The organism is Nocardia sp. NPDC058114 (assembly GCF_042884695.1).
GTDB lineage: Bacteria > Actinomycetota > Actinomycetes > Mycobacteriales > Mycobacteriaceae > Nocardia.
The window spans coordinates 58,087-83,397 of record NZ_JBHVTK010000001.1 but is presented as its reverse complement, the minus strand read 5'-3'; the positions used below and the strand labels follow the sequence as shown (position 1 = coordinate 83,397).

Sequence of the window (25,311 nt, the reverse complement as noted above, 5' to 3'; positions counted from 1 at the left end):
GGGTCAGGACTTGGCGAGGTATTCGATGCGTTCGCCGTCGACGGCGGCGTGCATCATGCCCGCCAAGCCCGGATGATGCACCAGACCCGGGTCCTCGGCGACGACCTGGCGGGCGAGTTCCTGTGCGGCGGTGATCACCTCGAGGTCGTCGAGCAGCGAGAGCAACCGCAACGACCGGGCGGTACCGGACTGCGCCGAACCGAGGACGTCACCTTCGCGACGTTGCCGCAGGTCGAGCACCGAGAGTTCGAAGCCGTCGGTCGTCGCCGCCACCGCCTCCAGCCGCGCCATCGCTGTCCCGCCCGGCGCGGCATCGGTGACCAGCAGGCACAGGCCCGGGTGCTTGCCTCGGCCGATGCGACCGCGCAGCTGGTGCAGCTGACTCACCCCGAACCGGTCGGCGTCGACGATCACCATGACGGTCGCGTTCGGCACGTCGACACCGACCTCGACGACCGTGGTGCAGACCAGCACGTCGATGGCGCCGTCGTTGAATTGGCGCATCACGTGGTCTTTTTCATCGGACGGCAGCCTGCCGTGCAGCAGGCCGACGCGTACGCCGGCGAGCGGACCGGCGCTCAGCGTCTCGTACATCTCCACCGCGGCCGCGGTGGTCGGGCCCTCCTTCTCCGCCTTCTTCCCCTTGGCCGGTGGCGCGTCGGGATCCTCGCCGATGCGCGAACAGACGACATAGGCCTGCCTGCCCTGGCCGACCTCCTCGACGATGCGCTCCCAGGCACGATCCACCCAGCCCGGGTGCAGTTTGCGCGGAACAACTTTCGACACGATCGGTGAGCGCCCCTTGGGCAGCTGGGTGAGCGTGGAGGTTTCGAGATCGCCGAGTGTCGTCATCGCGATGGTGCGCGGGATCGGGGTGGCGGTCATCACCAGCAGGTGCGGGCTGATGCCGTCTTTCGCCTTGGCGCGCAACGCGTCTCGCTGTTCGACACCGAAGCGGTGTTGTTCGTCGACCACCACGAGGCCGAGGTCGTAGAACTCGACGGCATCCTGGATCAGCGCGTGGGTACCGATGACGATGCCCGCCTCGCCGGTCATCGCGTCCAGCAATGCCGCCTTCTTCGCGGCCGTCGACATCGATCCGGTGAGCAGCACGACCTTCGTCGAGTTCTCCGCAGCGCCGAGTTCGCCCGCGTTGCCGAGGTCGCCGAGCATCGCCCGCAGCGACCGATAATGCTGGGCGGCCAGGACTTCGGTCGGCGCGAGCAGGGCGCATTGACGCCCCGAGTCCACGACTTGGAGCATGGCGTTCAGTGCCACGATCGTTTTGCCCGAACCCACCTCACCCTGCAGCAGGCGGTGCATCGGGCGGGTACGGGAGAGGTCTTCGGAGATCTCCGCGAGCACCTGCTGCTGGCCTTCGGTGAGCTCGAACGGCAAGCGCTCGTCGAAGGTGGCGGCGATGCCGTCGGCCGAGGGCGGGCAGGCGGGGGCGGTGCGGCCCTCCACCTCGTGGCGGCGTTCGGCCAGCACGAGCTGCAAGGCGAGCGCCTCATCGAAACGAAGCCTGTCCCTGGCCTTCTCGATATCCAGCTTGTGCTCAGGGAGGTGGATCAGGCGCAGCGCTTCCGAGAGCGCAAGCAGTTGGCGCTCCTCGCGCAGGTCGGCGGGCAGCGGGTCGTCGATGGGGTCGAGCTGGTCGAGTACCTGGCGAATGCAGGCCAGCAGGTCCCAGCTCTGGACCTTCGCGGTCGCCGGATACACGGGGACGAATTCGCGCTCGAAGAACGAGGCATCCACTCCGCCCGCGCCTTTCGCGCTCTGCGCCAGCCCGCGCAGCGCGCCGCTACCGCGCACGGAGGTGAGTTCCTCCACGCCGGCTTCGGCCTTGTCGGGCAGGATCAGGTAGTCGGGGTGCGAGAGGTTCCAGCGGTCGGGACGCCACCAGTGCACGGTGCCCGACATCATCGCTCGCACACCTTCTTTCACCAGATATCGCACCTTGTCGCCGTTGAAGAAGGTGGCTTCCAGTGGACGCTGGGCGCCGGTGTCGAGCTGCACCTTCAACAGGGAGCCGCGCCGGTTCTTCATCGGGCGCAGTTCGGTTTTCGTGATGCGGCCGATGACGGTGATGTGCGCACCCTCCTCCGGCTCCTCCTCGGTGAGGGGCTGCCCCTGCGTGGCGTAGCGCACCGGATAGTGGCGCAGCAGATCCTCGACCGTGGACATGTCGAACGCCTCGGTCAGCCGGTCGGCCGCCTTGACGCCCAGCACATGGTCGAGCCGGTCACTCAACGTCGCCATCTACTCGACCCCTATCTGCACCAGATCCGCTTGCTGTCCACCGGAATACACGACCACCTCGACGCCGGGGAAACCGGCCGTCACATGCTCGGCGAGCACCTGCGCCAGCTCTGGCCCCGTATCGGCGCCCATCAGCAGGGTCACCAATTCCCCACCGAGACCGAGCATCCGGTCGAGCAGAATGCGTCCCGCGCCGACCACATCGGGGTCGATCACCACCACATCCTGGCCGACGAGCCCGAGTCCGTCACCGGGAGAACACATTCCGACCATCGTCAGGGCCCGCACCCGGGCAGCCCGCAGGGCACCCCAGCGCATGGTCGCCGCCGCCTCCGACATCGCGAACGCGTCATCCACCGCGATCCGCCCGCGATCGTGCACCGCCAGCGCCGCGAGGCCCTGCACCATCGACGCGCTCGGCAGCAACAACACATCACGCGACCCGTCACGCGCGGCCACACCGACCGCGACGAGTTCCTGCGCGGGCAGGGCGCCGTTGGGCAGCACGAGCACCTCGCGATGTGGCATCCGCCGAATCGCGGTCAGCAGAGTGCTCGTATCGACCTGCCGATCCCCGCGCAACACCACCGCCCCGGCATCTTCGAACAGGCGCGTGGCGGCAGCGCCTGCCACCACCGCCAGGACGCCGCGGTCCGCGAGGACACCGCGCGCGGCGGGATCGCCGAAGACGCGACCATCGCGAGCACCGCCGGTGACGGGAAAGACGTCTCCCTCCGCGGGACGCGACAGTCGATCACCGGCACCGCTCGCAAACTGCGCGCACACCGCGGAGTTGTCTCGCGCACCCGTCCCGCCCCGCGCGTGCCGCGCACCGAGCCGGTCGGCGCCTCGCGCGTGGTGGCCGTGATCGTGATGGCCGGGCTCGTGGTGGCCGCTGTGCGGCGCGGTCACCGCGAAACTCTCGATTCGAATGCTCGTCACCGTGCCCACCGCGAGCCCGGCCTCGATCGCCGCCCCCGCGTCGCGGCAGTGCACGTGGGCCGACCAGGTGCTGTCGCCGTCGCCGACCACCACCACCGAATCACCGAGAACGGCGAGCCGATCGCGCAGCCCACCCGCGGCGGTCTCGTCGGTGCCGGAGATCACGTACATGACCTCGAAGTGTGGATCAGCGTCCCGATCACGGTGATCATGGTCGTCGCGTATCCGCTGCTCCCGGCCGTCGGAAACGGCCTCCCCCTCGCCGTCGCGCGCAGGTTCGTGATCGATGTCACCGGACCCGCCGGGCAGAGTCACTCCCTGCTCGTCGCCGTCGTCCGGCCGCCGGTGCGGCCCCTGGTCCGCGCGCTCGCCCCGCGTGTATCTGACTCGCGCGGGAGCCTCACCGCAGACTTCGGCCACGAGGCAGTCGAGCAACACCAGCAGCCCGCGCGCCCCCGCGTCGACGACTCCCGCCGCGCGCAGCACGCCCAGCTGGGTCGGAGTCCGGCTCAGTGCCCGCGCGGCACCTTCGGCGGCGGCACGGGCCACCTCTTCCAGGGAGGGTTCGGCGACCTCGGCGGCCGCGGCGGCGGCGCGGTCGAGAACCGTCAGGATCGTGCCCTCGACCGGGGCACTCAGTCCCGTGCGCACGAGCACGGCCGACCGCCGCAATGCCTCCTGCAGCCGCGCACCGGTCAACGGGCCTGCGACAACGGCCTCCGCGATCCCGCGCAGGACCTGCGACAGGATGATGCCCGAGTTTCCGCGCGCACCCGTGGTCGCGCCGCGGGCCAAGGCCTGGGCGACGAGGTGGGACGTGGCGTCCTGCGCGTCGAGCACGGCCCGCTCCGCCGTCGCGACCGCGGCGCGCATGGTGGCCAGGAGGTTGGTCCCGGTGTCGGCGTCGGCGATGGGGAACACGTTGAGCGCGTCGATCTCCGCGCGGCGTAGCTCCAGGTCGGTGCGGCAACCGCAGGCCCAGACCAGCAGATCGGGGCCGTCGAGAGACTCCCGCACGTGCGCCACCGCCACCTCGCTCCCCGTTCTGCGTACCCGCGCGCCGAGCACGCACGCCAGGTTAGCGGCAGCTACCGACCGGGGTACGCTGACCTCGGACGGGCCCTCAGCCGGGCTGTGCTCGGCAGGTCGACCGGGATACCCGGTTTGGAACTTCGAGGCCCGGCCCGCTAGTCTTGCAGGGTTGCTTTGTGCGGCCCACGTGGGTCTGCGCTGGCCGACGACAGTCGGCAAGGCATTTGACGACATCAGTTTCCGGTTCAGCGGGCATACGTGCGCCGCTGTCCGCTTATGACATGAAGGAGCTCGCGACATGGCTGCCGTTTGCGACGTCTGCGCCAAGGGCCCCGGTTTCGGGAAGTCGGTCTCGCACTCGCACCGGCGCACCAACCGTCGCTGGAACCCGAACATCCAGACCGTGCGTGCGCAGGTTGCCCCTGGCAACACCCGCCGGATGAACGTGTGCACCTCCTGCCTGAAGGCGGGCAAGGTCGTCCGCGGCTGATTTTCAGCCCGTACATTCTGCCGACAATGCCCCGGCACCCCTCGTGGGTGATCCGGGGCGTTGTCGTACAACGGTCCCGTGCCCTCGAACGAGCGCGCCGTGTCTGACTGGCGGATCGCGCCGCTCACGGCGAACCGGGTCACCGAACTCGCCGCGTGCCACATCGCCAGCTGGCGTGAGGCCTACGACACGCTCGTGCCCGCCCACATCCTCGACGGCTTCGACCTCGAACGCTCCGCGATCAATTGGGAACGTCGTCGTGCCGCGGGCACCCACCGGTTGCCGGTCGCGCTGGTCGGCGACCGCCTGATCGGTTTCGCCGCCGGGCGGGATCTGCCCGTACCGGGTCGACCGGCGGACCGGTGCCCGTCCACCGAGGCCGAACTCGAAGCGCTCTACGTCCGCAGCGCCTGGCACGGCACCGGCATCGCCGACGCCCTGATCGAGGCGGCGGCCCCCGGATCGCCGTGCACCCTCTGGGTCTTCGCCGACTATCCGCGCGCCCACGCCTTCTACCGCAGGCACGGCTTCACCGACACCGGCAACCGCCGCACCGACCCGTTCACCCTGCTGCCCGAACAATTGTGGCGACGCGAGCCGGGTTAATGTGACGCCATGAGTACCACCGAACCGGTCGCCGCCGCCGAGATCATCGACGGCGTGCTCCAGCTGACCATCGCCACCTCCGCCGCGGGCACCTCGATGGATTTCGACCTGATCAACGCGGGCACCGCGGCCCTGCGCGCCCTCGACCCGTCGGTCGGCGCGATCCTGCTCACCGGCGCGGGCGCGAACTTCTGCGCGGGCGGCAATGTCCGCAATTTCGCCGGGGCCGATGACCGCGGCGCCTACCTGCACCAGCTGGCCGACGAACTCCACGAGTTCGTCCGCGCGCTCGCGGCCGCCCCCGTTCCCGTGATCGCCGCGGTGCAGGGCTGGGCGGCGGGTGCGGGCATGAGCCTGGTTTGCGCCGCCGATATCGCGATCGGTGGGCCCTCGACGAAACTGCGCCCCGCCTACCCCGGCATCGGCCTGTCCCCCGACGGCGGCATGTCCTGGCTGCTCCCCCGGATCGTCGGCCTGGGCCGCGCCAGCGAGATCCTGCTCACCGACGCCGTCCTCGACGCCGACGAAGCCGTCCGCCTCGGCATCCTGAGCCGCACGGTCGCCGACGACGACATCCGCGCCGAAGCCCTCCGCCTGGCACAGACCTTCGTCAACGGCCCCCGCGCCACCTACTCGGCCATGAAAAAACTGCTGGCCCAGTCGCCCACAGCGATTCTGGACCAGCAGCTCGATGCCGAACGCGACAGCATCTCGGCCGCCGCGAACAGCGACACCGGCCGCGAAGGCGTCGACGCCTTCGTCGGCAAGCGCAAGCCGAACTACGTCGGCCTCACCTAGAAGCCACCAACTTCGACATAGAAGTCACCAACTCCCGCGACTGAACTGACCACCCCGGCGCGACCAACGCCACGCCGGGTGTCAGCCACCACGGGTTTTCGGCCACCTCGCATCCGAAGGGCGAGACGGAACGCCGAAGGCGCAGTATCGCCCTTCGGATGCGAGGCCCTCAGGGCCGAAAACCCCGCGGCGCCAGCCGCTCTAACACGCAGCGCCGAGGGCGCTGAAGGTGTTCTGCAGCAGGCAGGTCACCTTCGCGTTCACGCCCGAGGAGATCGTCGAGGTGCCGGTGGAGGTCCATTCCTCGCCGACCTGGGTGGTGGCCACCGGTGCGGCCTGCTCGTTGTAGGGCTCGAGCTGCAGGCCTGCGGCGGTGGCCGAGCCCGCGCCCGCGGTGATGGCGGCGGCGACGGCGGCGGTCGCGAGGGCAGCGCGAACGGTGGAGATGTGCATCGGGTTGTGCTCCTTCATCATTCTCTTCTGGTGCGGGCGACGCCCCGGGTCAGGGCAGCCGCCAGTCGACGGGGTCGGCGCCGAGTTCGTCGAGCAGTTCGTTGACCCGGGAGAACGGTCGTGAACCGAAGAACCCGCGCGAGGCGGAAAGCGGTGAGGGGTGCGCCGATTCGACGTAGGGCACCTCGGCGTCGACCAGTGTGGGCTTCAGTGAGCGGGCGTCGTTGCCCCACAGCACCGCCACGAGCGGCTCGTCACGGGCGACCAGCGCCCGGATCGCCTGCTCGGTGACCGCTTCCCAGCCCTTGCCCCGGTGCGAGGCGGGCGCGCCGGGGGTGACGGTGAGTACCCGGTTCAGCAGCAGCACACCCTGATCCGACCAGGGGCTCAGGTCCCCGCAGGTCGGCGTATCGAAGCCGAGATCCTTGCTGTATTCGGCGAAGATGTTGGACAAGCTGCGTGGAACCGGCGAAACCTGCGGTGTGACAGAGAAACTCAGCCCCATCGCGTGGCCCGGTGTCGGGTACGGATCCTGGCCGACGATCAGCACGCGCACCGCGTCGAACGGGCGCTGGAACGCGCGCAGCACGTTCTCCCCTTCGGGAAGATAGCCGCGGCCCGCCGCGTTCTCTTCGCGAAGGAATTCGCCCATTTCGCTGATGCGGTCGGTGACCGGCTCCAGTGCCCGGGCCCAGCCCGGATCGATGATCTCCGACAGTGGTTTGGCACCCATGACCGCACAACCTATCGTTCGCCGTCGGTGGGCGTGGCGTCCGCCCCACGGAACGATTCCCAGCCGGTGCCGCCGGTGGGTGTCACGCCGTCGACGGTGACGCCACTGCCTGCGGTTACTACGCCGATCGGCCGCCAGCCCGCGGGGAGCGCCGCCTCGGCCGGCCAGGTTCCGGCGAAGGCGTGGTCTTCGCCGCCGGCCAGAATCCATTGCGCGGCATCGGCATCGAGCAATGTCGCGAGGGCCGCCAGTTCGGGGTCGGTCAGTGCCGCGCTGTGCACGTCGATCGCGACGTTCGAGGCGGCGGCGAGATGCCCGAGGTCGGCGAGCAGTCCGTCGGAGACATCGGTGAGGGCGGTCGGGGGGTGCGCGCCGAACGCGTCGATCACCGCCGCGTACGGCGGCTGCGGAACACGATGCGTCGCAAGGGCATAGGTGAACTCGGGATCGGCGAGGTCCGCGCCGCCGGTCAGGACGGCCAGCCCGGCGCCGGACCAGCCGAGTTCGCCTGCCACCGCGACGATGTCACCGGCCACCGCGCCCGAGCGGGTGATCGCGGGCTGTCCGCCGAGGTCGCCGAACGCGGTCACCGAGACGATCAGCTGATCGCTGCGCACCAGGTCGCCGCCCGCGATGGAACCCCCGGCGCGGCCGGCCTCGATCCACATCCCGTCGGCGATCCCTTCGACCACGGACACGGGGGTGTCGGCCGGGCAGCCGAGCGCGACCACGAACGCGGTAGGCCGCGCACCCATCGCCACCACATCGGCGGCGTTCTGGGCGATGGCCTTGCGGCCGATGTCGACGGGCGAGGACCAGTCGAGGCGGAAGTGTCTGCCTTCGACGAGCATGTCGGTGCTCACCACGAACCGCCCATCGGGCGCCGCGACCAGCGCGGCGTCGTCACCGGGGCCGAGCAGCACGTGCGCGGCCTGCTCCCGACCGGCGTTGATCCGGTCGATCAAGGCGAATTCGCCCAGCTCACGCACCGTCTGCGGACGGCTGTCCTCGCTGATGACCGACCCCTTCCCGCTGTGCTGCTGACCGACGAAATCGCCCCGACGGTACCCTTTCGGAGGCGATCGGGCACCACCGACGGCGCAGGCGAACCAGCGAACGGAAGGACCACACAGCTATGGCGGACTCGACACCGGAGGATCGCGACGAGGCGACCACTCCCGACGACACCGCCGCTGCCGACGCGAAATCGTCCGGCGACGAGCCGACGTCCGACGACAATCCGCCGTCCGGCGAAGGCGCCCACCCGGAACCCGCCGCCGAGCCGAGCCTCGCCGCCGACACAGACAGGGACGCGGGCGATTCGGAGTCCGACGACGAGGACGAGGACTCCGACGATGCCGACCTCGAGTCACACCACTCTCCCGCGCTGATCGCCACCGCGGTCGCCCTGCCCGTCGTCTTGATCGTCGCCGTCTTGGTCGCCGCCTTCATCGCCCTGCGCGCCCCGGTCGAACGCGAGCCCCTCGCCCTCGGCCCGGTCCCGGCCCCCGCCGCCGACGGCCCCGCCTGTCAAACACTGCTCCCGGCCCTGCCCGCCGAGCTCGGCGACTACACCAAGTCGACCCTCGTCGAACCCGCCCCGCCGGCCACCCGCGCCTGGCAGCTCCCCGACGGCGGCGATCCGATCACGCTGCGCTGCGGCCTCGACCGCCCCCTCGAGTTCAACCGCGCGTCACCGCTGACGGTGATCGACGGCGTGAAGTGGTTCCAGGTCCGCGACGAGGTCGGCAAGACCGGCACCTGGTTCGCCGTCGACCGCGAGACCTACATCGCGCTGACCGTCCCCGACGGCTCCGGCACCAGCGCGGTGCAGACCGTGTCCGACATCATCAACGCGAATCTGCCTGCCCGCGAACCGACTCCGGGCGAACTCTGAGCTAACTGACTGGTGCCGTGCGGCTTTCGCGCACAATCCCGCCGAAAGCCCTGCGGCCGAACAGAACTACCGCAGCCCGGTTCCGCGCGCTAGCGCCGTCTCGATCAGCGTCGACACCAGCGTCGGGTAGTCGATACCGGTCGCTTCCCACATCCGCGGGTACTGCGAGATCGGCGTGAAGCCGGGCATCGTGTTGATCTCGTTGATCACCGGACCGTTCTCGGTGACGAAGAAGTCGACCCGCGCCAGCCCCTGGCAGTCGAGCGCGCGGAACGCCCGCACCGACAGCTCCCGGATCTCGTCGGCGACATCGTCGTCGAGCTTGGCGGGCACATCGAATTCGCACACGTCGTCGAGGTATTTGGTGGCGAAGTCGTAGAACTCGGGGGCGGCCGCGTCGGCATCGGGCATGCGGATCTCGGAGACGACGCTGCCGCGCACCTCACCATCGGCGAATTCCAGTACGCCACACTCGACTTCGCGTCCGACGATGCCCGCTTCGATGATCACCTTGGGGTCGTGCGCACGGGCGGCGGAGATCGCCGCGGCGAGATCGGCCCAATCGGTGATCTTGGTGATGCCGATCGAGGAGCCACCGCGCGCGGGCTTCACGAAGGCAGGAAGGCCGATCCGGGTCCGGTCGGCCTCGGACAGGGTCTCGGTGCCCGGCCGCAGCACGACCTGCACGCCGACGGGCAGCGATTCGGCGGCCAGCAATTTCTTGGTGAACTCTTTGTCCATGCCCGCCGCGCTGGCCAGCACGCCCGCGCCGACGTAGGGAATCCCGGCCAGTTCGAGCATGCCCTGCAACGTGCCGTCCTCACCGAAGGGCCCGTGCAGGATCGGGAACACGACGTCGACATTGCCGAGGACGTCGCTCGAATCGAGGGCGACCAGCGCACCGGAGCGGCCGGGGTCAGCGGCGAGGGTGAGGGCGGTTCCCGACGCGTCGACCTGCGGTTGCACGCCGTGACTCAGCGCCAGCTCGCCGATCCCGTCGGCCAGTACCCAGCCGCCGGTCGGGGTGATGCCGATCGGCACCACCTCGTAGCGGGTGGGATCGAGGTTGCGCAGCACACTGCTCGCCGACACACACGAGACGGCGTGCTCGCTGCTGCGCCCGCCGAACACCACAGCCACCCTGATCCGTTCCGTCATGAACGTCACCGTAGTAGGTTCTCGCCGCCGTGGCGCTATCGCCCTTATTCGGGCTTGATCCGCCTGCCGAGCAGGCTGCCGACCGCCTCGCTCACCGATAGCCCCTCATGACACACCCTGTGCACCGCGTCGGTGAGCGGCATCTCCACCCCGTGCTCGGCGGCCAGGGCCCGCACCGATGTGCACGACTTCACACCTTCGGCCACCTGCCCATTGGTCGCTTCCTGCGCGGCGCTCATCGTGCCGCCCGCACCGAGCGCGTACCCGAAGGACCGGTTGCGCGACAGCGGCGAGGTACAGGTAGCCACCAGATCGCCGACACCCGCCAACCCGGCCAGCGTCACCGGCTGCGCGCCCAGCGCCACCCCGAGCCGGATCACCTCGGCGAGCCCGCGCGTGATCAGGCTGGCCGCCGTGTTGTCGCCCAACCCCATTCCCGAAGCGATGCCGCAGGCGAGCGCGATGACGTTCTTGCACGCGCCACCGATCTCGCAGCCGATCACATCGGTATTGGTGTACGGCCGGAAGTACCCGGTGGCACACGCGCGCTGCGCGACCCCGGCCCGCTCGGTGTCGGTGCAGGCGATCACCGTCGCCGCGGGCTGCCGTTCGACGATCTCGTGCGCCAGATTCGGACCCGACAACACCGCGATGCGTCCCGGCTCGGCCCCGGTGACCTCCGCGATCACCTGACTCATCCGCAGCAGCGTGCCGGTCTCGATCCCCTTGGCCAGACTCAACAGCGTGGCGTCGGACCCGATATCGCCCTTCCACAGATCCAGATTCGCCCGCAACGATTGCGACGGCACCGCCAGCACCACCAGATCCGCCCCGTCCAGCGCGACCCGATGGTCATCGGTGCCCCGCACCGGTGGCAACTGCACGCCGGGCAGGTAGAACGGATTGCGGTGCTCGGTATCGAGCGCCTGCGCCACCTCGGGCCGCCTGGCCCAGATCGTCACGTCGGTCCCCGCCTCGGCCAACACCTTCGCGAACGCCGTACCCCACGACCCCGCACCCATAACCGCCGCCCTCGTCATCAGCCCAATATGCCATGCAAGGATCGGAACCATGCACACCGTGCACGCCGTGATGGCGGTCAAACACATCGGCCGGGCCAAGAGCAGGCTGGCGAACGTGCTGAGCACCGAGCAGCGGGCCCAGCTCGTGCTCGCCATGTTCACCGACACCGCCGTTGCCGCCACCGCGGTGCCCGAGTTGTCGTCGCTGACCGTGGTCACGCCCGATCCGCTGGTCGCCGCCCGCGCGCGCGAGCTCGGCGCGCACGTGCTCGATGAGCCACCGGCCGGTGCCGACCCGCTCAACACCGCGCTCGCCGCGGGCGCCGCCCACGTGCGCGATCGCCACGGACCCACCGCGCTGCTCGCGCTGCAGGCCGACCTGCCCGCTCTTCGCCCGTCCGAACTGGCCGACGTGCTCACCGTCGCCGTCAGCGCGCGATCGGTGGTGATCGATCACACCGGTACCGGCACCGCCGCATTGCTGATCCGCGACGCCACCGCACCGCTGTCGCCCCGCTTCGGCGCCGATTCCGCGCGCGCACACCGCGACGACGGCGCCGTGCCGCTGCTCGGGCACTGGCCGGGCCTGCGCTGCGATGTCGACACCCCCGAGGATCTCGATCTCGTCCGCACGCTCGGCGTCGGCGAATTCACCACCTCGACGCTGCGCGAATTCGGATTCTCATCGCACAGAAGTGATCCCGTTCGCACTGTGTGCTAGCTGATCGCCACAATCGGACCGGTCGGAACGAATCGTGCAATGTCGTGATGCGCGGCGCCCGTTCCTCGAGGGATGATTGATCTCGTGAGCGATACGGAAACCATCAAGCAGCTGCCCCCGATTTCCCCGCCACCTGCGGCCGCCCTCGCCTCGGGCGGTGACGCGAGCGCGCAGCGGTTGCCCAGAGATCGCTACCTCAACCGCGAGTTGAGCTGGCTCGACTTCAACGCCCGTGTCCTGGCCCTGGCCGAGGACGCCTCGTTGCCGTTGCTGGAGCGCGCCAAATTCCTCGCGATCTTCGCGTCGAACCTCGACGAGTTCTACATGGTGCGCGTGGCCGGCTTGAAACGCCGTGCCGAGACCGGCCTGTCGGTGCGCTCGGCCGATGGTCGCTCACCGTCGGAACAGCTGGAGATGATCACCGCCCGTGCCCAGGAGCTCGCCGAGCGGCACGCGAAGGTGTTCATCGACGCGGTGAACCCGGCGCTGGCCGTCGAGGGCATCGACATCATCGGCTGGAGCGACCTCGACGACGATGAGCGCCAACGCCTGTCGAACTACTTCACCGATCAGGTGTTCCCGGTCCTCACACCGCTCGCCGTCGACCCGGCGCACCCGTTCCCCTACATCTCGGGCCTGAGCCTGAATCTGGCCGTGACCGTGCGTGATACCGGCACCGGCGGTGAGCACTTCGCCCGCGTGAAGGTGCCCGACAACGTCGACCGTTTCGTGCGCGTACGCCGCACCGGCGCGCCGTCGGCGATCGCGGCGTTCCTGCCGATGGAAGACCTCATCGCCGCCCACCTCGACCTGCTGTTCCCCGGTCTGACCGTGGTGGAGACGCATTCGTTCCGGATCACCCGCAACGCCGATTTCGAGGTCGACGAGGACCGCGACGAAGACCTGCTGCAGGCGATGGAGCGCGAACTCGCCCGCCGCCGCTTCGGCAAGCCGGTGCGCCTCGAGGTCTCCGACGACATGACCGAGCACATGCTGGAGCTGCTGTTACGTGAGCTCGAGGTCGACCCCGCCGATGTGATCCAGGTGCCCGGCCTGCTCGACCTGTCCTGCCTGTGGCAGGTCTACGGTGTCGACCGCCCCGAGCTGAAAGACGCGCCGTATGTTCCGGCCACTCCGGCGGCCTTCGGCGAGCGCGAGACTCCACGCAACGTCTTCGCCGCGCTACGCGAGGGCGACGTGCTGGTGCACCACCCCTACGACTCCTTCTCCACCAGCGTGCAGCGCTTCATCGAACAGGCCGCGGCCGACCCGCAGGTACTGGCGATCAAGCAGACGCTCTACCGCACCTCCGGTGACTCCCCCATCATCAATTCGCTGATCGAGGCCGCCGAGGCGGGCAAGCAGGTCGTCGCGCTGGTCGAGATCAAGGCCCGCTTCGACGAGCAGGCCAACATCAAATGGGCACGCGAGCTGGAACAGGCGGGCGTGCACGTGGTCTACGGCCTGGTCGGTCTGAAGACCCACTGCAAGACCTGCCTGGTGGTGCGCCGCGAGGGTTCCACGATCCGGCGCTACTGCCACATCGGCACCGGCAACTACAACCCGAAGACCGCGCGCCTGTACGAGGACGTGGGGTTGTTCACCGCCGCACCGGAGATCGGCGCCGATCTCACCGACCTGTTCAATTCGCTGACCGGCTACTCCCGCAAGGAGGACTACCGCAATCTGATGGTCGCGCCGCTGGGCGTGCGCGCGGGCATCATCGAGCGGATCGATCGCGAGATCGAACTGGCCGGACAGGGCGCGGCCGCCCGGATCCGGATCAAGGCCAACGCGATCGTCGACGAGCAGATCATCGACGCGCTCTACCGGGCCTCCCAGGCGGGCGTGCCGGTGCAGATCGTGGTGCGCGGCATCTGCGGCCTGCGCGCGGGTGTGCCCGGTCTGAGCGAGAACATCGAGGTGCGGTCGATCCTCGGCCGGTTCCTGGAACATTCCCGGGTCATGGAATTCGGCGCGCAGGAGCAGACCTGGATCGGCAGCGCCGACATGATGCACCGCAATCTCGACCGCCGCGTCGAAGTGATGGTGCAGGTGAAGGATCCCAAACTCGTCGATCAGCTCGCGCAGGTGTTCGATTCCGCGCTCGATCCGGCGACCCGCTGCTGGATCCTGCTGCCGGACGGCACCTGGCAGGCCAGTCCCACCGATGTCGAGGCCGACCAGGTGCGTGATCACCAGGCCTTCCTCATGCGCCGGCGTCGCCCCGATCAGCCGTGAGCGCACAGAGTCAGGACGGGTCGTTGCGCGACCCGCGCGTACGGCCCAACATCCATGCCGCCGGGGCGGTTCTGTGGCGGGCGGGGACGCTCGGCCCGGAGATCGGCGTGATCCACCGGCCGAAATACGGCGACTGGTCACTGCCGAAGGGCAAGCTCGATCCCGGCGAGACCCCGGTGGTCGCGGCCGTGCGCGAGGTGGGCGAGGAAACCGGCCTCGCTGCCACGCTGGGGCGCTATCTCGGCCACGTCACCTATCCGATCCCGGGCCACCGTCAGCTCAAGCGGGTCGACTACTGGGCCGCCGAGGCGGCCGACGGCGACTTCGCCGTCAACGACGAAGTCGACCAGCTGCGGTGGTTCCCGCTGGCCCGGGTGATGGACCAATTGTCGTATCCGATGGATCGCCAGATCGTGCGGATCTTCGCGCGGCTGCCCGCCCGCACCAACACGGTGCTGCTGGTGCGCCACGCCAAGGCGGGCAAGCGCAACCGCTTCGACGGACCCGACGAGTTACGGCCGCTCGAGGCCGCCGGGGAACAGCAGGCGAAGGCATTGACGCCGAATCTGCTGGCGTTCGGCGCATCCGAGATCTATTCCGCCGATCCGCTGCGCTGCATCCAAACCGTGACCCCGTTGGCGGAACAGCTCAACACCGAAATCAATTGCGAGCCAATGTTTTCCGAGCAAGGTTACGATTCAGCGAAAAGCACGGCGCGGCAACGATTTCTGTCGTTGGTAACAGATCGGGGGGTGCCGGTCGTGTGTAGTCAGGGCGGGGTGATTCCCGATCTCACCCAGTGGCTGGCCGAGCAGGGCGGGCTCACGCTGCCCTCGGCGCGCAATCGCAAGGGCAGCGTCTGGGCATTGTCGTTCGTCGCGGACCGATTGGTCGCGGCGGACCATATGGACCGTTCGTTGTCGACGGCAATCGTCACCACCTGAGTCACCCGGACCGGCTCGGAAACAGCCGAAACGGCCCCGGGATTCCCGGGGCCGTTCTCGGTCCAGTGGTGGGTGATGCGGCCTACGTGCACATTCCCCGACCTGATCCCGCTGCGGCAGGATCAACGAGCACGACGGGCGGCAGTCTTCTTAGCAGCAGTCTTCTTGGCGGCAGGAGCCTTCTTCGCAGCGGTGGTCTTCTTGGCGGCCGTGGTCTTGGCCGCCGTCACCTTCTTGGCAGGAGCCTTCTTGGCCGCCGTCACCTTCTTGGCGGGCGCCTTCTTGGCCGCCGTCACTTTCTTTGCCGCCGTGGTCTTCTTGGCGGCAGGTGCCTTGGTGGCGGCCTTACGGGCCGTGGTCTTGGCCGGACCCTTGGACGGCGTGGCCTTCTTGGCCGCGGTCTTCTTCGCCGCGGTCTTCTTGGCTGCTGCCTTCTTCGCCGCCACCGGGGCATTCACGCCCCGCTTGACGGCAGGCCCGGACGAGGCCAGCTTCTGCTTACCCGCGATGACTGCCTTGAACTGCGCGCCCGGCCGGAAGGCAGGCACCGAAGTAGCCTTCACCTTCACGGTTTCACCGGTACGCGGGTTACGGGCAACCCGGGGAGCACGCTTGCGCTGTTCGAACACACCGAATCCGGTGATGGTGACGCTCTGACCCTTGTGCACGGCACGGACGATGGTGTCGACAACATTCTCGACAGCCGCGGTAGCCGTCCGCCTGTCCGTACCCAACTTTTCGGTCAGAACGTCGATCAGTTCCGCCTTGTTCATTGAATCCTCCGCAGACTAATGGCCCGTCGTCGGACCGACTAGGTACCACGGTAAACCCAGTTTGAGCAAGAGTCTATGTGCCACGCCAAAATTCATGTGGTTTAGCACACGTCCAGCTACCGCCGCCCAGGATGCGCCCCTAAGCGCCCCAGCTGATTACGCCCGTGAAATAGGCTCCGGCAGCGTCACGGGTTTCCATGACGGCCTTCCCTTTTCGAACTCGCTGATCTCGTCGGCGCGGCGCAGCGTGAGGCCGACATCGTCCAAACCCTCCAGCAGACGCCACCGGGTGTAGTCGTCAATATCGAACGGCAACACGACGGTTCCCGCTGTGACGGTGCGCGCGGACAGGTCGACAACCAATTCGATGCCGGGCTGTTCCTCGATCAGCTTCCAGAGCATTTCGACATCGTTCTGTGACATCTGCGCGGCCAACAGCCCGCCCTTGCCCGCATTTCCACGGAAGATGTCCGCGAAACGCGACGAGATGACCACCCGAAAGCCGTAGTCCGACAGCGCCCACACAGCGTGCTCACGCGAAGAACCGGTACCGAAATCCGGGCCTGCCACCAGCACGCTGCCCCGGGTGTACGGCTCGGTGTTGAGAATGAACTCCGGATCGGCACGCCAACCGGCGAACAAGCCGTCCTCGAAACCCGTTCGGGTCACGCGCTTCAGGTAAACGGCGGGGATGATCTGATCGGTGTCGACATTGGACCGGCGCAGCGGTACGCCGATGCCTTTGTGAACGGTGAAGGCTTCCATAACGATTCCCTTTCGATCTGTAGGTGATCGGTGACTCAGGCCAGATCGGCAGGCGAGGACAGGGTTCCACGGACTGCCGTGGCGGCCGCGACCAGCGGCGAGACCAGGTGCGTGCGACCGCCCTTGCCCTGCCTGCCCTCGAAATTGCGGTTCGAGGTCGACGCGCAGCGCTGGCCGGGTTCGAGCTGATCGGGATTCATACCCAGGCACATCGAGCAGCCCGCCTGACGCCATTCCGCGCCCGCGGCGGTGAAAATCTCGCCGAGTCCTTCTTTTTCCGCCTGCGCGCGCACCCGCATCGAGCCAGGCACAACCAGCATTCGTACGCCCTCGGCGACCTGGCGTCCCTTCAAAACATCGGCCACCGCGCGCAAATCTTCGATCCGGCCGTTGGTGCAGGAGCCGACGAATACGGTGTCGACGCTCACCTCACGCAGCGGCATTCCCGGCGTCAGGTCCATGTAGCGCAAGGCCTTCTCGGCGGATTCGCGCTCGTTCTCGTCGGCGATCTGGGCCGGGTCGGGCACATTCGCGCCCAGCGGCAGGCCCTGGCCGGGGTTGGTGCCCCAGGTGACGAACGGGGTGAGCGTGTTCGCGTCGATGTGGACCTCGGCGTCGTACTGCGCGCCTTCGTCGGTGACCAGCGCGTCCCAGGAGGCCACTGCGGCATCCCAGTCGGCTCCCTGCGGTGCGTGCGGGCGGCCCTTCAGGAATTCGTAGGTCACCTCGTCGGGGCCGATCATGCCGGCGCGTGCGCCCGCTTCGATGGACATGTTGCAGATCGTCATCCGCGCTTCCATCGACAGCTTGCGGATCGCCTCGCCGCGGTATTCCAGCACATAGCCCTGGCCGCCGCCCGTGCCGATCTCGGCGATCACGGCCAGGATCAGGTCCTTGCTCGTGACGCCCGGCGCCAATTCACCGTCGACGGTGATCGCCATCGTCTTGAACGGGCGCAGCGACAGCGTCTGGGTGGCGAGCACGTGCTCGACCTCACTGGTGCCGATGCCCATCGCCAGCGCGCCGAAGGCGCCGTGGGTGGAGGTGTGGCTGTCACCGCAGACGACGGTCATGCCGGGCTGGGTGAGACCCAGCTGCGGACCGACCACGTGCACGATGCCCTGCTCCGCGTCGCCCATCGAGTGCAGGCGCACGCCGAATTCGGCGCAGTTGCGGCGCAGCGTCTCCACCTGGGTACGCGAGATCGGGTCGGCGATCGGCTTGTCGATATCGGTGGTGGGGACGTTGTGGTCCTCGGTGGCGATGGTGAGATCGGTCCTGCGCACCGGACGGCCCGCCGCGCGTAGCCCGTCGAAGGCCTGCGGACTGGTCACCTCGTGCACGAGGTGCAGATCGATGTAGATCAGGTCGGGTTCGCGGGAGGAACCATCGCCTTCGCCAGTGACGACGACGTGCTGTTCCCACACCTTCTCGGCCAGTGTGCGAGCGCGCTCGGCCATAGCTTGATCACCTTTCGACGGGCATACTTGGTATCTCAGCATTTGAGACGTTAGTATCGTTCTATGAGACAGCATAGCGGTATCGGTGTTCTCGACAAAGCCGTGGCGGTGCTCTATGCCGTCGCCGACGAGCCCTGCGGTCTCAACGACCTGTGCACCCGCACCGGCCTGCCACGCGCCACCGCGCATCGGCTGGCGGTCGGGCTGGAGACGCACCGGCTGCTGGCCCGTGACGGCAACGGACTGTGGCGGCCGGGGCCCGCGCTCACCGAGTTGTCGGCGGGGGCGGCCGATCCACTGGTGGAGGCCGCCGGTGCCATTCTGCCCCGTCTGCGCGAGATCACCGGCGAGAGTGTCCAGCTCTACTGCCGCGACGGTCACGCCCGCGTCTGCGTCGCCGCGCTGGAGCCGCCCGTCGGCCTGCGCGACACGGTGCCGGTCGGTTCGCGACTACCGCTCACCGCGGGTTCGGCGGCGAAGGTGTTGCTGGCATGGGCCGATCCCGAGTTGCAGCGCACGGTCCTGGCCGACGCGGTGTTCGGCGACCGGGCACTGGCCGAGGTGCGCAAGCGCGGCTGGGCGCAGAGTGCCGCCGAGCGCGCGCAGGGGGTGGCGAGCGTGTCGGCGCCGGTGCGCGATGCGGGCGGGGTGATCGTGGCCGCCGTGTCGGTCTCGGGGCCGATCGATCGAATGGGCCGTAGGCCGGGCGCGCGCTGGGCCGCCGATCTGGTCGCGGCCGCCGAGGCGTTGCACAAGCGATTGTAGAAACGAAGAAGGCCCCCGGTCGGATTCGACCGGGGGCCTTGCTTTGCTTTGTAGCCCCGACGGGATTCGAACCCGCGCTACCGCCTTGAGAGGGCGGCGTCCTAGGCCGCTAGACGACGGGGCCAGGACGATCTCACAGAGTGAAACCTTGCTGGGGTACCAGGACTCGAACCTAGAATGGCTGTACCAGAAACAGCTGTGTTGCCAATTACACCATACCCCAAAGACCGAAACGCCCGACCTTGCAATCCCCACCGAGTGGTTGTCGGTGTTGCGAGGCCGTGTTCCGCGGCGATGAGAAGATTACCAAACACTAGGGGGTAAACTACAAATCGCCTGGTCAGAAGCCGCTTTTCGGCCGTTTTCGACCCGCTGGAGCGGATGCGGCGCAGGGCCGCACCCGCTTCCCACAGCTACTGCGCGGCAGGAGCCCAACCACGGGCGGCACGCAGTCGATCGAGTGAGGCCTCGCGACCCAGCAATTCCATCGACTCGTACAGCGGCGGGCTGATGTGCGAACCCGTCACCGCGACCCGCACCGGCGCGAACGCCTTACGCGGCTTGAGCCCCAGATCGTCGATCAGCGCCTTTTTCAGCGCCTCCTCCAGTGCCGGGGTGGTCCACTCGCCCAGCGGCTCCACAGCGGCGATCGCGGCGTCGAGCACGGGGTCGGCCTCGGCGCCGAGATTCTTGGTGCCCGCCGCCTGGTCGATCGCGAACTCCGCGGGCGCGACGAAGAGGAACTTCAGCAGGTCCCACGCGTCACCGAGCACCACGATGCGGGTCTGCACGAGTTCGGCGGCGACCAGGAATGTCTTCTCGTCGACTTCGGCCCCGATGTGGTTCTTCGCGGTGAGGAACTCGCGCAGACGGTGACCGAAATCGCCGGGCTCGAGAAGGCGAATCTGCTCGGCGTTGATCGCGTCGGCCTTCTTCTGATCGAAGCGGGCCGGATTCGAATTCACCGAGGAGATTTCGAAAGCCGCGACCATTTCCAGCATGGAGAACACATCGCGGTCCTCGCCGATGCTCCAGCCGAGCAGGGCGAGGTAATTCAGCAAACCCTCGGGGATGAATCCGCGGTCCCGATGCAGAAACAGATTCGATTCCGGGTCGCGCTTGGACAGTTTCTTGTTGCCCTGACCCATCACGAACGGCAGATGCCCGAACTCGGGCGTGAACTCGGCAACCCCGATACGCTGCAGCGCGGCATACAGCGCGAGCTGACGTGGTGTCGAGGAGAGCAGATCCTCACCCCGCAACACATGGGTGATCCGCATCATCGCGTCGTCGACCGGATTCACCAACGTGTAGAGCGGGTCACCATTGCCACGGGTGAGGGCGAAATCGGGAACGGTGCCGGCTTTGAAGGTGGTTTCGCCGCGAACCAGATCATTCCATCCGAGATCTTCGTCGGGCATCCGCAAGCGGACCACGGCGGGGCGACCCTCGGCTTTGTACGCCGCGATCTGCTCGGCGCTGAGATCGCGATCGAAATTGTCGTAACCGAGTTTCGGGTCGCGGCCGACGGCGCGATGACGGGCCTCGACTTCCTCCGGCGTCGAGAATGCCTCATAGGCCTCCCCGGCCTCGAGCAACCGGCGCACCACATCCAGATGCTGATCGCGGCGCAGCGACTGCCGGTAGGGCTCGTAGGGTCCGCCGACCTCGGGGCCCTCGTCCCAGATGAGCCCCAGCCAGCGCAGCGCGTCGAGCAGCGCGCGGTAGGAATCCTCGGAATCGCGGGCGGCGTCGGTGTCCTCGATGCGGAATACGAATTTGCCGCCGTGGTGGCGCGCGAACGCCCAGTTGAACAGCGCCGTGCGCACCAGGCCGACGTGCGGCGTGCCGGTCGGCGACGGGCAGAAACGGACCCGTACTTCAGTCATGACTCTCTTCTCCGCTGGTCTCAGCGCTTGGTGGCAACAGGATTGGTGAGGGTGCCGATGCCCTCGACGGTGACCGACACGTTCTGCCCGGCCTGCAGCGGACCGACGCCTTCCGGTGTGCCGGTGAGGATCACGTCACCGGGCAGCAGGGTCATCACCGAGCTGATCCATTCGATGATCTTCGGAATATCGTGCAGGAACAGCGACGTGCGGCTGCGCTGACGGACCTCGCCGTCGACCTCGGTGACGATCTCCAGATCGCTTGGATCCAGCGCGGTTTCGATCCACGGGCCGAGCGGGCAGAACGTGTCGTAACCCTTGGCCCTGGTCCACTGGCCGTCGTGGCGCTGCTGGTCACGAGCGGTGACGTCGTTGGCGATGGTGTAGCCGAGGATCACCTCGGACGCCTTGGCCGCGGCCACGTCCTTGCACGGACGGCCGATCACCACGGCCAGCTCGCCCTCGTAGTCGACCTGAGAAGAGCTGGGCGGCAGGATGATCGATGCGTTCGGGCCGATGATCGAGGTGTTCGGCTTGATGAAGATCACCGGGTCCACCGGCGCCGCACCGCCCATTTCGGCCGCGTGGGCGGCGTAGTTCTTCCCGATGCAGATCACTTTGCTCGCCAGGATCGGTGCCAGCAGGCGGATATCGGCCAGCGGCCAGCTCCGTCCGGTGAACGTCGGCGAGCCGAACGGATGTTCGGCGATCTCCTTGGCGACGGCATCGCTTCCGTCGCCCTCGATGCTGACGAAAGCGACTCCATCGGGACTGGCAACTCGACCTAAGCGCATGCCCCGGAGTCTATCGAGACGGGGCTACCTGCCCGAACGCACCCGTGATGCGACACCGGTCGCTCGATAGCCGCCCGGGGGAAGTGCGGGCAAGATCACACCGATGTGATTCGAAGCCCCTGTCCGCCTGCGGGATTCGCGCGTGCGCCGATGTGACCTGTCAGACACCTCGCCGGTGCGGAAATTCCACGGGTCACCGGTGTAGCGTGATCATCGACGTTCAAAAAATGAGACATCAATCTCAGATACTGAGATGCAATCGTGCAATCCGGCGAGGTGAGAATCGTGACAGACGCGCGGCCGATGGCCCCAGTGACGCGGATCGGTGACGGCAGACGCTGGATGATGCTCGCCCTCGGTGTCTTCGCGCAGACCTCGAGTTCGATCTTCATCCACGGCACCCCGTTCCTGCTGCCCGCGCTCACCGCTCGTGGCGATTCACTCGCGTCCGCCGGAGCCCTGGTGGCATTGCCGACCGTAGGTCTGGTCTGCACCCTGATCGCCTGGGGGTACGTGGTCGACCGGATCGGCGAACGCATCGTGCTGGTGGCGGGGACCCTGCTGATGTTCGTGGCAGGCGTCGCCGCGGCCGTGGTGGACAACCCGGTCGCGTTCGGTGCGCTGCTGTTCGTGGGCGGCATCGGCGCCGCCAGCTCCAACGGCGCCAGTGGCCGGGTGATCGTCGGCTGGTTCCCGCCGGACCGGCGTGGCCTGGCCATGGGTATTCGCCAGACCGCGCAGCCACTGGGCGTCGGCATCGGCGCGCTCACCATCCCATGGGTGGCCGCGCACCACGGCATCCCCGCGGCGCTGCTGGTACCGGCCCTGATGGCGGGGATCGCCGCGATCGGCTGCCTGGTCGGCATCATCGACCCACCGCGACCGGCCGCGAAGGCCGCCGACCGCGCCAATCCCTATCGCGGCGACTCCACTCTGTGGCGCATCCACGGCGTTTCGATCCTGCTGGTCGTCCCCCAGGCCACACTGTGGACCTTCGGCCTGCTGTGGCTCCACGTCGACCTGGGTTGGTCGCTGGCCGCGGCGGGCGCCTTGATGACCGCCACCCAATTCCTGGGCGCCGCAGGCAGAATCGGCGCGGGAGCCTGGTCGGACCGAGTCGGCTCCCGCCTGGGCCCCCTGCGTCAGGTAGCCATCGCCGCCGCCCTCGCCATGGCCGCCCTGACCGTCACCGCCTGGACCGACTGGTGGTGGGCCGCCGTCCCGTTGATGGTCGCGGCGTCGGTGATCTCGGTGTCCGACAACGGTTTGGCGTTCACAGCCGTGGCCGAGATCGCCGGCCCCTTCTGGAGCGGTCGCGGCCTCGGCATCCAGAACACCGGCCAGAACCTCGCGATAGCCGCCGTCCCACCACTTTTCGGTGCGGTGATCACGGCGACCGGCTTCCCCGTGGTCTACGCCTTGGCGGCGGTCGCCGCAGTGGCGGCGGTGCCCTTGGTACCCAGAGAATCCCGAAAGTAACAGCACGGCAGTCTGGTTCATCGAGACACGGCGCCCCTACCCTGCTCGCACCCCTGCCCTCGAATTGCGTTCCCGGACAGTCGAGTAGCCGTATCACCCACTTACCGGACATAATTCGATCCGCGCCACCAACGGCAAAGGCTCGCTCCGGCATTCAGCCGAAGCGAGCCTTGTTGCCGAGCTGTCAGAAGTCGATCAGTTGTTCGGGATCGAAGGACAATCGAACATCGCTGTCTCCCCGCAACACTGCGTCGAACATCGAGCCGGATCCGACCGCCGGATCGGCACGATAGGTACCTGCGCCCGCATCGAGCAGCAGCCGGATGACTCGAATGCTGGGCCGATGCTCCACGATCCAATATTCGGGAATCCCGAGCGCCGCATACTCACCGACTTTTCGCACCCGATCGGTACGTTCGCTCCCGCTGCCCGGCGAGACCACCTCGACAACGAGCAAGACATCGAGTCCTGGAAGAATTTTCGGCACCTCGTCCACGATCACCGATCGTGCGACGTCACGAGGAACGATGAGAACGTCAGGCTTCCGTACACCGGAAGGGGTGCTGATCTCCCACTCACCGCCGTCGAAAACCACCAGTGAGTCGTTGGGCAGTGCGCCTCGCACTATTTGAGCCAGCCGGTGCGCGATCCAGTTGTGCCGAGCCCCCGCAGCCACCTCGACCAACCACCCGTCCTCGAGTTCGAACCCTTTGCCGTCCTCCGACAGGTCGTGCAGATCGAGCACAGTGTAGGGGCCGAAGCCGCTGTCACCGACAGCGCGGTCAACCGTCATCTCGCCTCCCGATCTGGGGCCTTCCACCCTTCATCTGCCTGACCGCCCGACTGGACACGCCACGATGTGATCAGTCTAATCACCACGGTCCGGGATAGACACCACCGTCGAGTCGCGTACAGATTCAGCGACCAATCACCCGAAACCTGGAAGGGCCTGCACCATCGAGCACCGGTGCAGGCCCTTCCCCGTCGAGTTGTCCTACACGATGGCCGCGATGCGGTCGCCGACCTCCACGGTGGAGGCGGTGCCGGTGCGCGAGGCCAGGTCCTTGGCGACGGCGGATTCGATGCGCGCCGCGCCCTCGGTGTTGCCGAGGTGGTTGAGCAGCAACGAGACCGAGAGGATGGCGGCGGTCGGATCGGCCTTGGACTGACCCGCGATATCGGGGGCACTGCCGTGGACCGGCTCGAACATCGACGGGTTCACACCCGAGGCGTCGATATTGCCCGAGGCGGCCAGACCGATGCCACCGCTGACAGCGGCGGCGAGGTCGGTGATGATGTCGCCGAACAGGTTGTCGGTGACGATCACGTCGAAGCGGCCCGGATCGGTCACCATGTGGATAGTCGCGGCGTCGATGTGCTGGTACGCCGTGGTCACATCCGGGAATTCGACCGCGACCTCGTCGACGGTGCGCTGCCACAGCGAACCGGCGAAGGCGAGCACATTGTTCTTGTGCACCAGGGTGAGGTGCTTGCGACGGGCCCGCGCGGTGGCGAAGGCGTAGCGCACCACACGCTCGATGCCGAAGCGGGTGTTGTTGGAGACCTCGGTCGCCACCTCGTGCGGGGTGCCGACGCGGATCGCGCCACCGGTGCCGGTGTACGGGCCCTCGGTGCCCTCGCGCACGACCACGAAGTCGATATCCGGGTTGCCCGACAGGGGGCTGGTGACGCCCGCGTGCAGCTTCGACGGACGCAGGTTCACGTGGTGATCCAGCGCGAAACGGGTCTTGAGCAGCAGTCCACGTTCGAGCACGCCGCTGGGCACGGACGGATCGCCGATCGCGCCGAGCAGAATCGCGTCGTGCTGCTTGAGCTCGGGCAGCACCGACTCCGGCAGGATCTCCCCGGTGCGGTGGTAGCGCGCGGCGCCCAGGTCGTACTCGGTCTTGTCCACACCGGGCACCACCACGTCGAGCACCTTGAGCGCCTCGGCGATGACCTCGGGACCGATGCCGTCACCGGCGATTACTGCGAGTTTCATGAACTAGCTCCGTTCGAAGTCGGGGCGGACCGTGCCGCGCCGGGATACAGGTGCGCGCCGCCACCGTGAGGTGACGGCGCGCAGC

The 25,311-nt window shown here is 68.0% G+C and carries 23 protein-coding genes and 2 tRNA genes; 9 read left to right on the top strand and 16 right to left on the bottom strand.

Annotated features, from left to right (window positions below):
• Positions 1–3: 3 nt before the first annotated feature.
• The gene (gene recG / locus ACFVVI_RS00375; RefSeq protein ID WP_378992128.1) at positions 4–2,262 is read right to left on the bottom strand and encodes an ATP-dependent DNA helicase RecG; all 2,259 of its coding nucleotides are present in this window, start codon (positions 2,260–2,262) and stop codon (positions 4–6) included.
• Positions 2,263–4,221 carry a DAK2 domain-containing protein gene (locus tag ACFVVI_RS00370; protein WP_387442095.1) on the bottom strand — a complete coding sequence of 653 codons (1,959 nt, stop codon included), beginning with the start codon at positions 4,219–4,221 and terminating at the stop codon, positions 2,263–2,265.
• A 313-nt stretch (positions 4,222–4,534) separates the two neighbouring features.
• On the opposite strand from ACFVVI_RS00370, the gene rpmB reads away from it, so the two are divergent.
• From rpmB to ACFVVI_RS00355, 3 genes are all read left to right on the top strand, one after another.
• Positions 4,535–4,726 carry a 50S ribosomal protein L28 gene (gene rpmB / locus ACFVVI_RS00365; protein ID WP_011210730.1) on the top strand — a complete coding sequence of 64 codons (192 nt, stop codon included), beginning with the start codon at positions 4,535–4,537 and terminating at the stop codon, positions 4,724–4,726.
• 99 nt (positions 4,727–4,825) lie between these two features.
• Positions 4,826–5,332: a GNAT family N-acetyltransferase gene (locus ACFVVI_RS00360; protein ID WP_387442093.1), complete on the top strand. Its 507-nt coding sequence runs from the start codon at positions 4,826–4,828 to the stop codon at positions 5,330–5,332.
• 9 nt (positions 5,333–5,341) lie between these two features.
• Positions 5,342–6,130 (top strand): enoyl-CoA hydratase/isomerase family protein, encoded by a 789-nt coding sequence (locus ACFVVI_RS00355; RefSeq protein ID WP_378626314.1) that lies wholly within the window; start codon positions 5,342–5,344, stop codon positions 6,128–6,130.
• Positions 6,131–6,331: 201 nt separating this feature from the next.
• On the opposite strand, the gene ACFVVI_RS00350 is transcribed toward ACFVVI_RS00355, so the two are convergent.
• From ACFVVI_RS00350 to ACFVVI_RS00340, 3 genes are read right to left on the bottom strand one after another with little or no spacing between them, the layout of a single operon-like run.
• A complete protein-coding gene (locus tag ACFVVI_RS00350; RefSeq protein ID WP_266291645.1) occupies positions 6,332–6,583 on the bottom strand; it encodes a hypothetical protein in 252 nt (83 codons plus the stop codon).
• A 49-nt stretch (positions 6,584–6,632) separates the two neighbouring features.
• Positions 6,633–7,316 carry a uracil-DNA glycosylase gene (locus ACFVVI_RS00345; protein ID WP_358064032.1) on the bottom strand — a complete coding sequence of 228 codons (684 nt, stop codon included), beginning with the start codon at positions 7,314–7,316 and terminating at the stop codon, positions 6,633–6,635.
• Between the two features lie 11 nt (positions 7,317–7,327).
• Positions 7,328–8,332: a thiamine-phosphate kinase gene (locus ACFVVI_RS00340; protein ID WP_387444391.1), complete on the bottom strand. Its 1,005-nt coding sequence runs from the start codon at positions 8,330–8,332 to the stop codon at positions 7,328–7,330.
• Positions 8,333–8,451: 119 nt separating this feature from the next.
• Between ACFVVI_RS00340 and ACFVVI_RS00335 the strand changes: the two genes are divergently transcribed.
• Positions 8,452–9,213, top strand: coding sequence for a DUF3515 domain-containing protein (locus ACFVVI_RS00335; RefSeq protein ID WP_378992125.1), 762 nt, complete (start codon positions 8,452–8,454; stop codon positions 9,211–9,213).
• 66 nt (positions 9,214–9,279) lie between these two features.
• Here ACFVVI_RS00335 and ACFVVI_RS00330 read toward each other — a convergent pair whose 3' ends face one another.
• Positions 9,280–10,371, bottom strand: a complete 1,092-nt coding sequence (locus ACFVVI_RS00330; RefSeq protein ID WP_378992123.1) for a D-alanine--D-alanine ligase family protein — start codon at positions 10,369–10,371, stop codon at positions 9,280–9,282.
• A gap of 44 nt (positions 10,372–10,415) precedes the next feature.
• On the bottom strand, positions 10,416–11,411 hold the full coding sequence (locus ACFVVI_RS00325; protein WP_378992122.1) for an NAD(P)H-dependent glycerol-3-phosphate dehydrogenase: 996 nt from the start codon (positions 11,409–11,411) through the stop codon (positions 10,416–10,418).
• A 31-nt stretch (positions 11,412–11,442) separates the two neighbouring features.
• Here ACFVVI_RS00325 and cofC point away from each other — a divergent pair, with 31 nt between their 5' ends.
• From cofC to ACFVVI_RS00310, 3 genes are all read left to right on the top strand, one after another.
• Positions 11,443–12,114: a 2-phospho-L-lactate guanylyltransferase gene (cofC, locus tag ACFVVI_RS00320; protein WP_378992120.1), complete on the top strand. Its 672-nt coding sequence runs from the start codon at positions 11,443–11,445 to the stop codon at positions 12,112–12,114.
• A 72-nt stretch (positions 12,115–12,186) separates the two neighbouring features.
• Positions 12,187–14,355 (top strand): RNA degradosome polyphosphate kinase, encoded by a 2,169-nt coding sequence (locus ACFVVI_RS00315; protein WP_378992119.1) that lies wholly within the window; start codon positions 12,187–12,189, stop codon positions 14,353–14,355.
• Positions 14,356–14,378: 23 nt separating this feature from the next.
• The gene (locus tag ACFVVI_RS00310; RefSeq protein WP_378992118.1) at positions 14,379–15,299 is read left to right on the top strand and encodes an NUDIX domain-containing protein; all 921 of its coding nucleotides are present in this window, start codon (positions 14,379–14,381) and stop codon (positions 15,297–15,299) included.
• Positions 15,300–15,421: 122 nt separating this feature from the next.
• Here ACFVVI_RS00310 and ACFVVI_RS00305 read toward each other — a convergent pair whose 3' ends face one another.
• The 3 genes from ACFVVI_RS00305 to leuC all read right to left on the bottom strand — a co-directional run bounded on the left by ACFVVI_RS00305 (position 15,422) and on the right by leuC (position 18,297).
• On the bottom strand, positions 15,422–16,072 hold the full coding sequence (locus ACFVVI_RS00305; RefSeq protein ID WP_358105333.1) for an HU family DNA-binding protein: 651 nt from the start codon (positions 16,070–16,072) through the stop codon (positions 15,422–15,424).
• A 156-nt stretch (positions 16,073–16,228) separates the two neighbouring features.
• Positions 16,229–16,837 (bottom strand): 3-isopropylmalate dehydratase small subunit, encoded by a 609-nt coding sequence (gene leuD / locus ACFVVI_RS00300; protein WP_378626302.1) that lies wholly within the window; start codon positions 16,835–16,837, stop codon positions 16,229–16,231.
• A gap of 35 nt (positions 16,838–16,872) precedes the next feature.
• On the bottom strand, positions 16,873–18,297 hold the full coding sequence (gene leuC, locus ACFVVI_RS00295) for a 3-isopropylmalate dehydratase large subunit (protein ID WP_378992116.1): 1,425 nt from the start codon (positions 18,295–18,297) through the stop codon (positions 16,873–16,875).
• Between the two features lie 63 nt (positions 18,298–18,360).
• Between leuC and ACFVVI_RS00290 the strand changes: the two genes are divergently transcribed.
• Complete coding sequence (locus ACFVVI_RS00290; protein WP_101466364.1) at positions 18,361–19,062, top strand: IclR family transcriptional regulator; 702 nt, start codon at positions 18,361–18,363, stop codon at positions 19,060–19,062.
• Positions 19,063–19,113: 51 nt separating this feature from the next.
• On the opposite strand, the gene ACFVVI_RS00285 is transcribed toward ACFVVI_RS00290, so the two are convergent.
• From ACFVVI_RS00285 to ACFVVI_RS00270, 4 genes are all read right to left on the bottom strand, one after another.
• Positions 19,114–19,186 (bottom strand) — tRNA-Glu (locus tag ACFVVI_RS00285).
• Between the two features lie 27 nt (positions 19,187–19,213).
• Positions 19,214–19,285 (bottom strand) — tRNA-Gln (locus ACFVVI_RS00280).
• Between the two features lie 190 nt (positions 19,286–19,475).
• Entirely contained in the window at positions 19,476–20,951 is a 1,476-nt protein-coding gene (gene gltX / locus ACFVVI_RS00275) for a glutamate--tRNA ligase (protein WP_387442087.1), read from the bottom strand.
• 20 nt (positions 20,952–20,971) lie between these two features.
• Entirely contained in the window at positions 20,972–21,745 is a 774-nt protein-coding gene (locus tag ACFVVI_RS00270; protein WP_378626299.1) for a fumarylacetoacetate hydrolase family protein, read from the bottom strand.
• 303 nt (positions 21,746–22,048) lie between these two features.
• On the opposite strand from ACFVVI_RS00270, the gene ACFVVI_RS00265 reads away from it, so the two are divergent.
• On the top strand, positions 22,049–23,224 hold the full coding sequence (locus ACFVVI_RS00265; protein ID WP_387444388.1) for an MFS transporter: 1,176 nt from the start codon (positions 22,049–22,051) through the stop codon (positions 23,222–23,224).
• 184 nt (positions 23,225–23,408) lie between these two features.
• Here the strand turns inward: ACFVVI_RS00265 and ACFVVI_RS00260 are convergent, their stop codons facing one another.
• Both ACFVVI_RS00260 and ACFVVI_RS00255 read right to left on the bottom strand, forming a co-directional pair.
• On the bottom strand, positions 23,409–24,017 hold the full coding sequence (locus tag ACFVVI_RS00260; protein WP_379313008.1) for a Uma2 family endonuclease: 609 nt from the start codon (positions 24,015–24,017) through the stop codon (positions 23,409–23,411).
• Between the two features lie 201 nt (positions 24,018–24,218).
• Positions 24,219–25,226 (bottom strand): 3-isopropylmalate dehydrogenase, encoded by a 1,008-nt coding sequence (locus ACFVVI_RS00255; protein WP_387442084.1) that lies wholly within the window; start codon positions 25,224–25,226, stop codon positions 24,219–24,221.
• Positions 25,227–25,311: the final 85 nt, after the last annotated feature.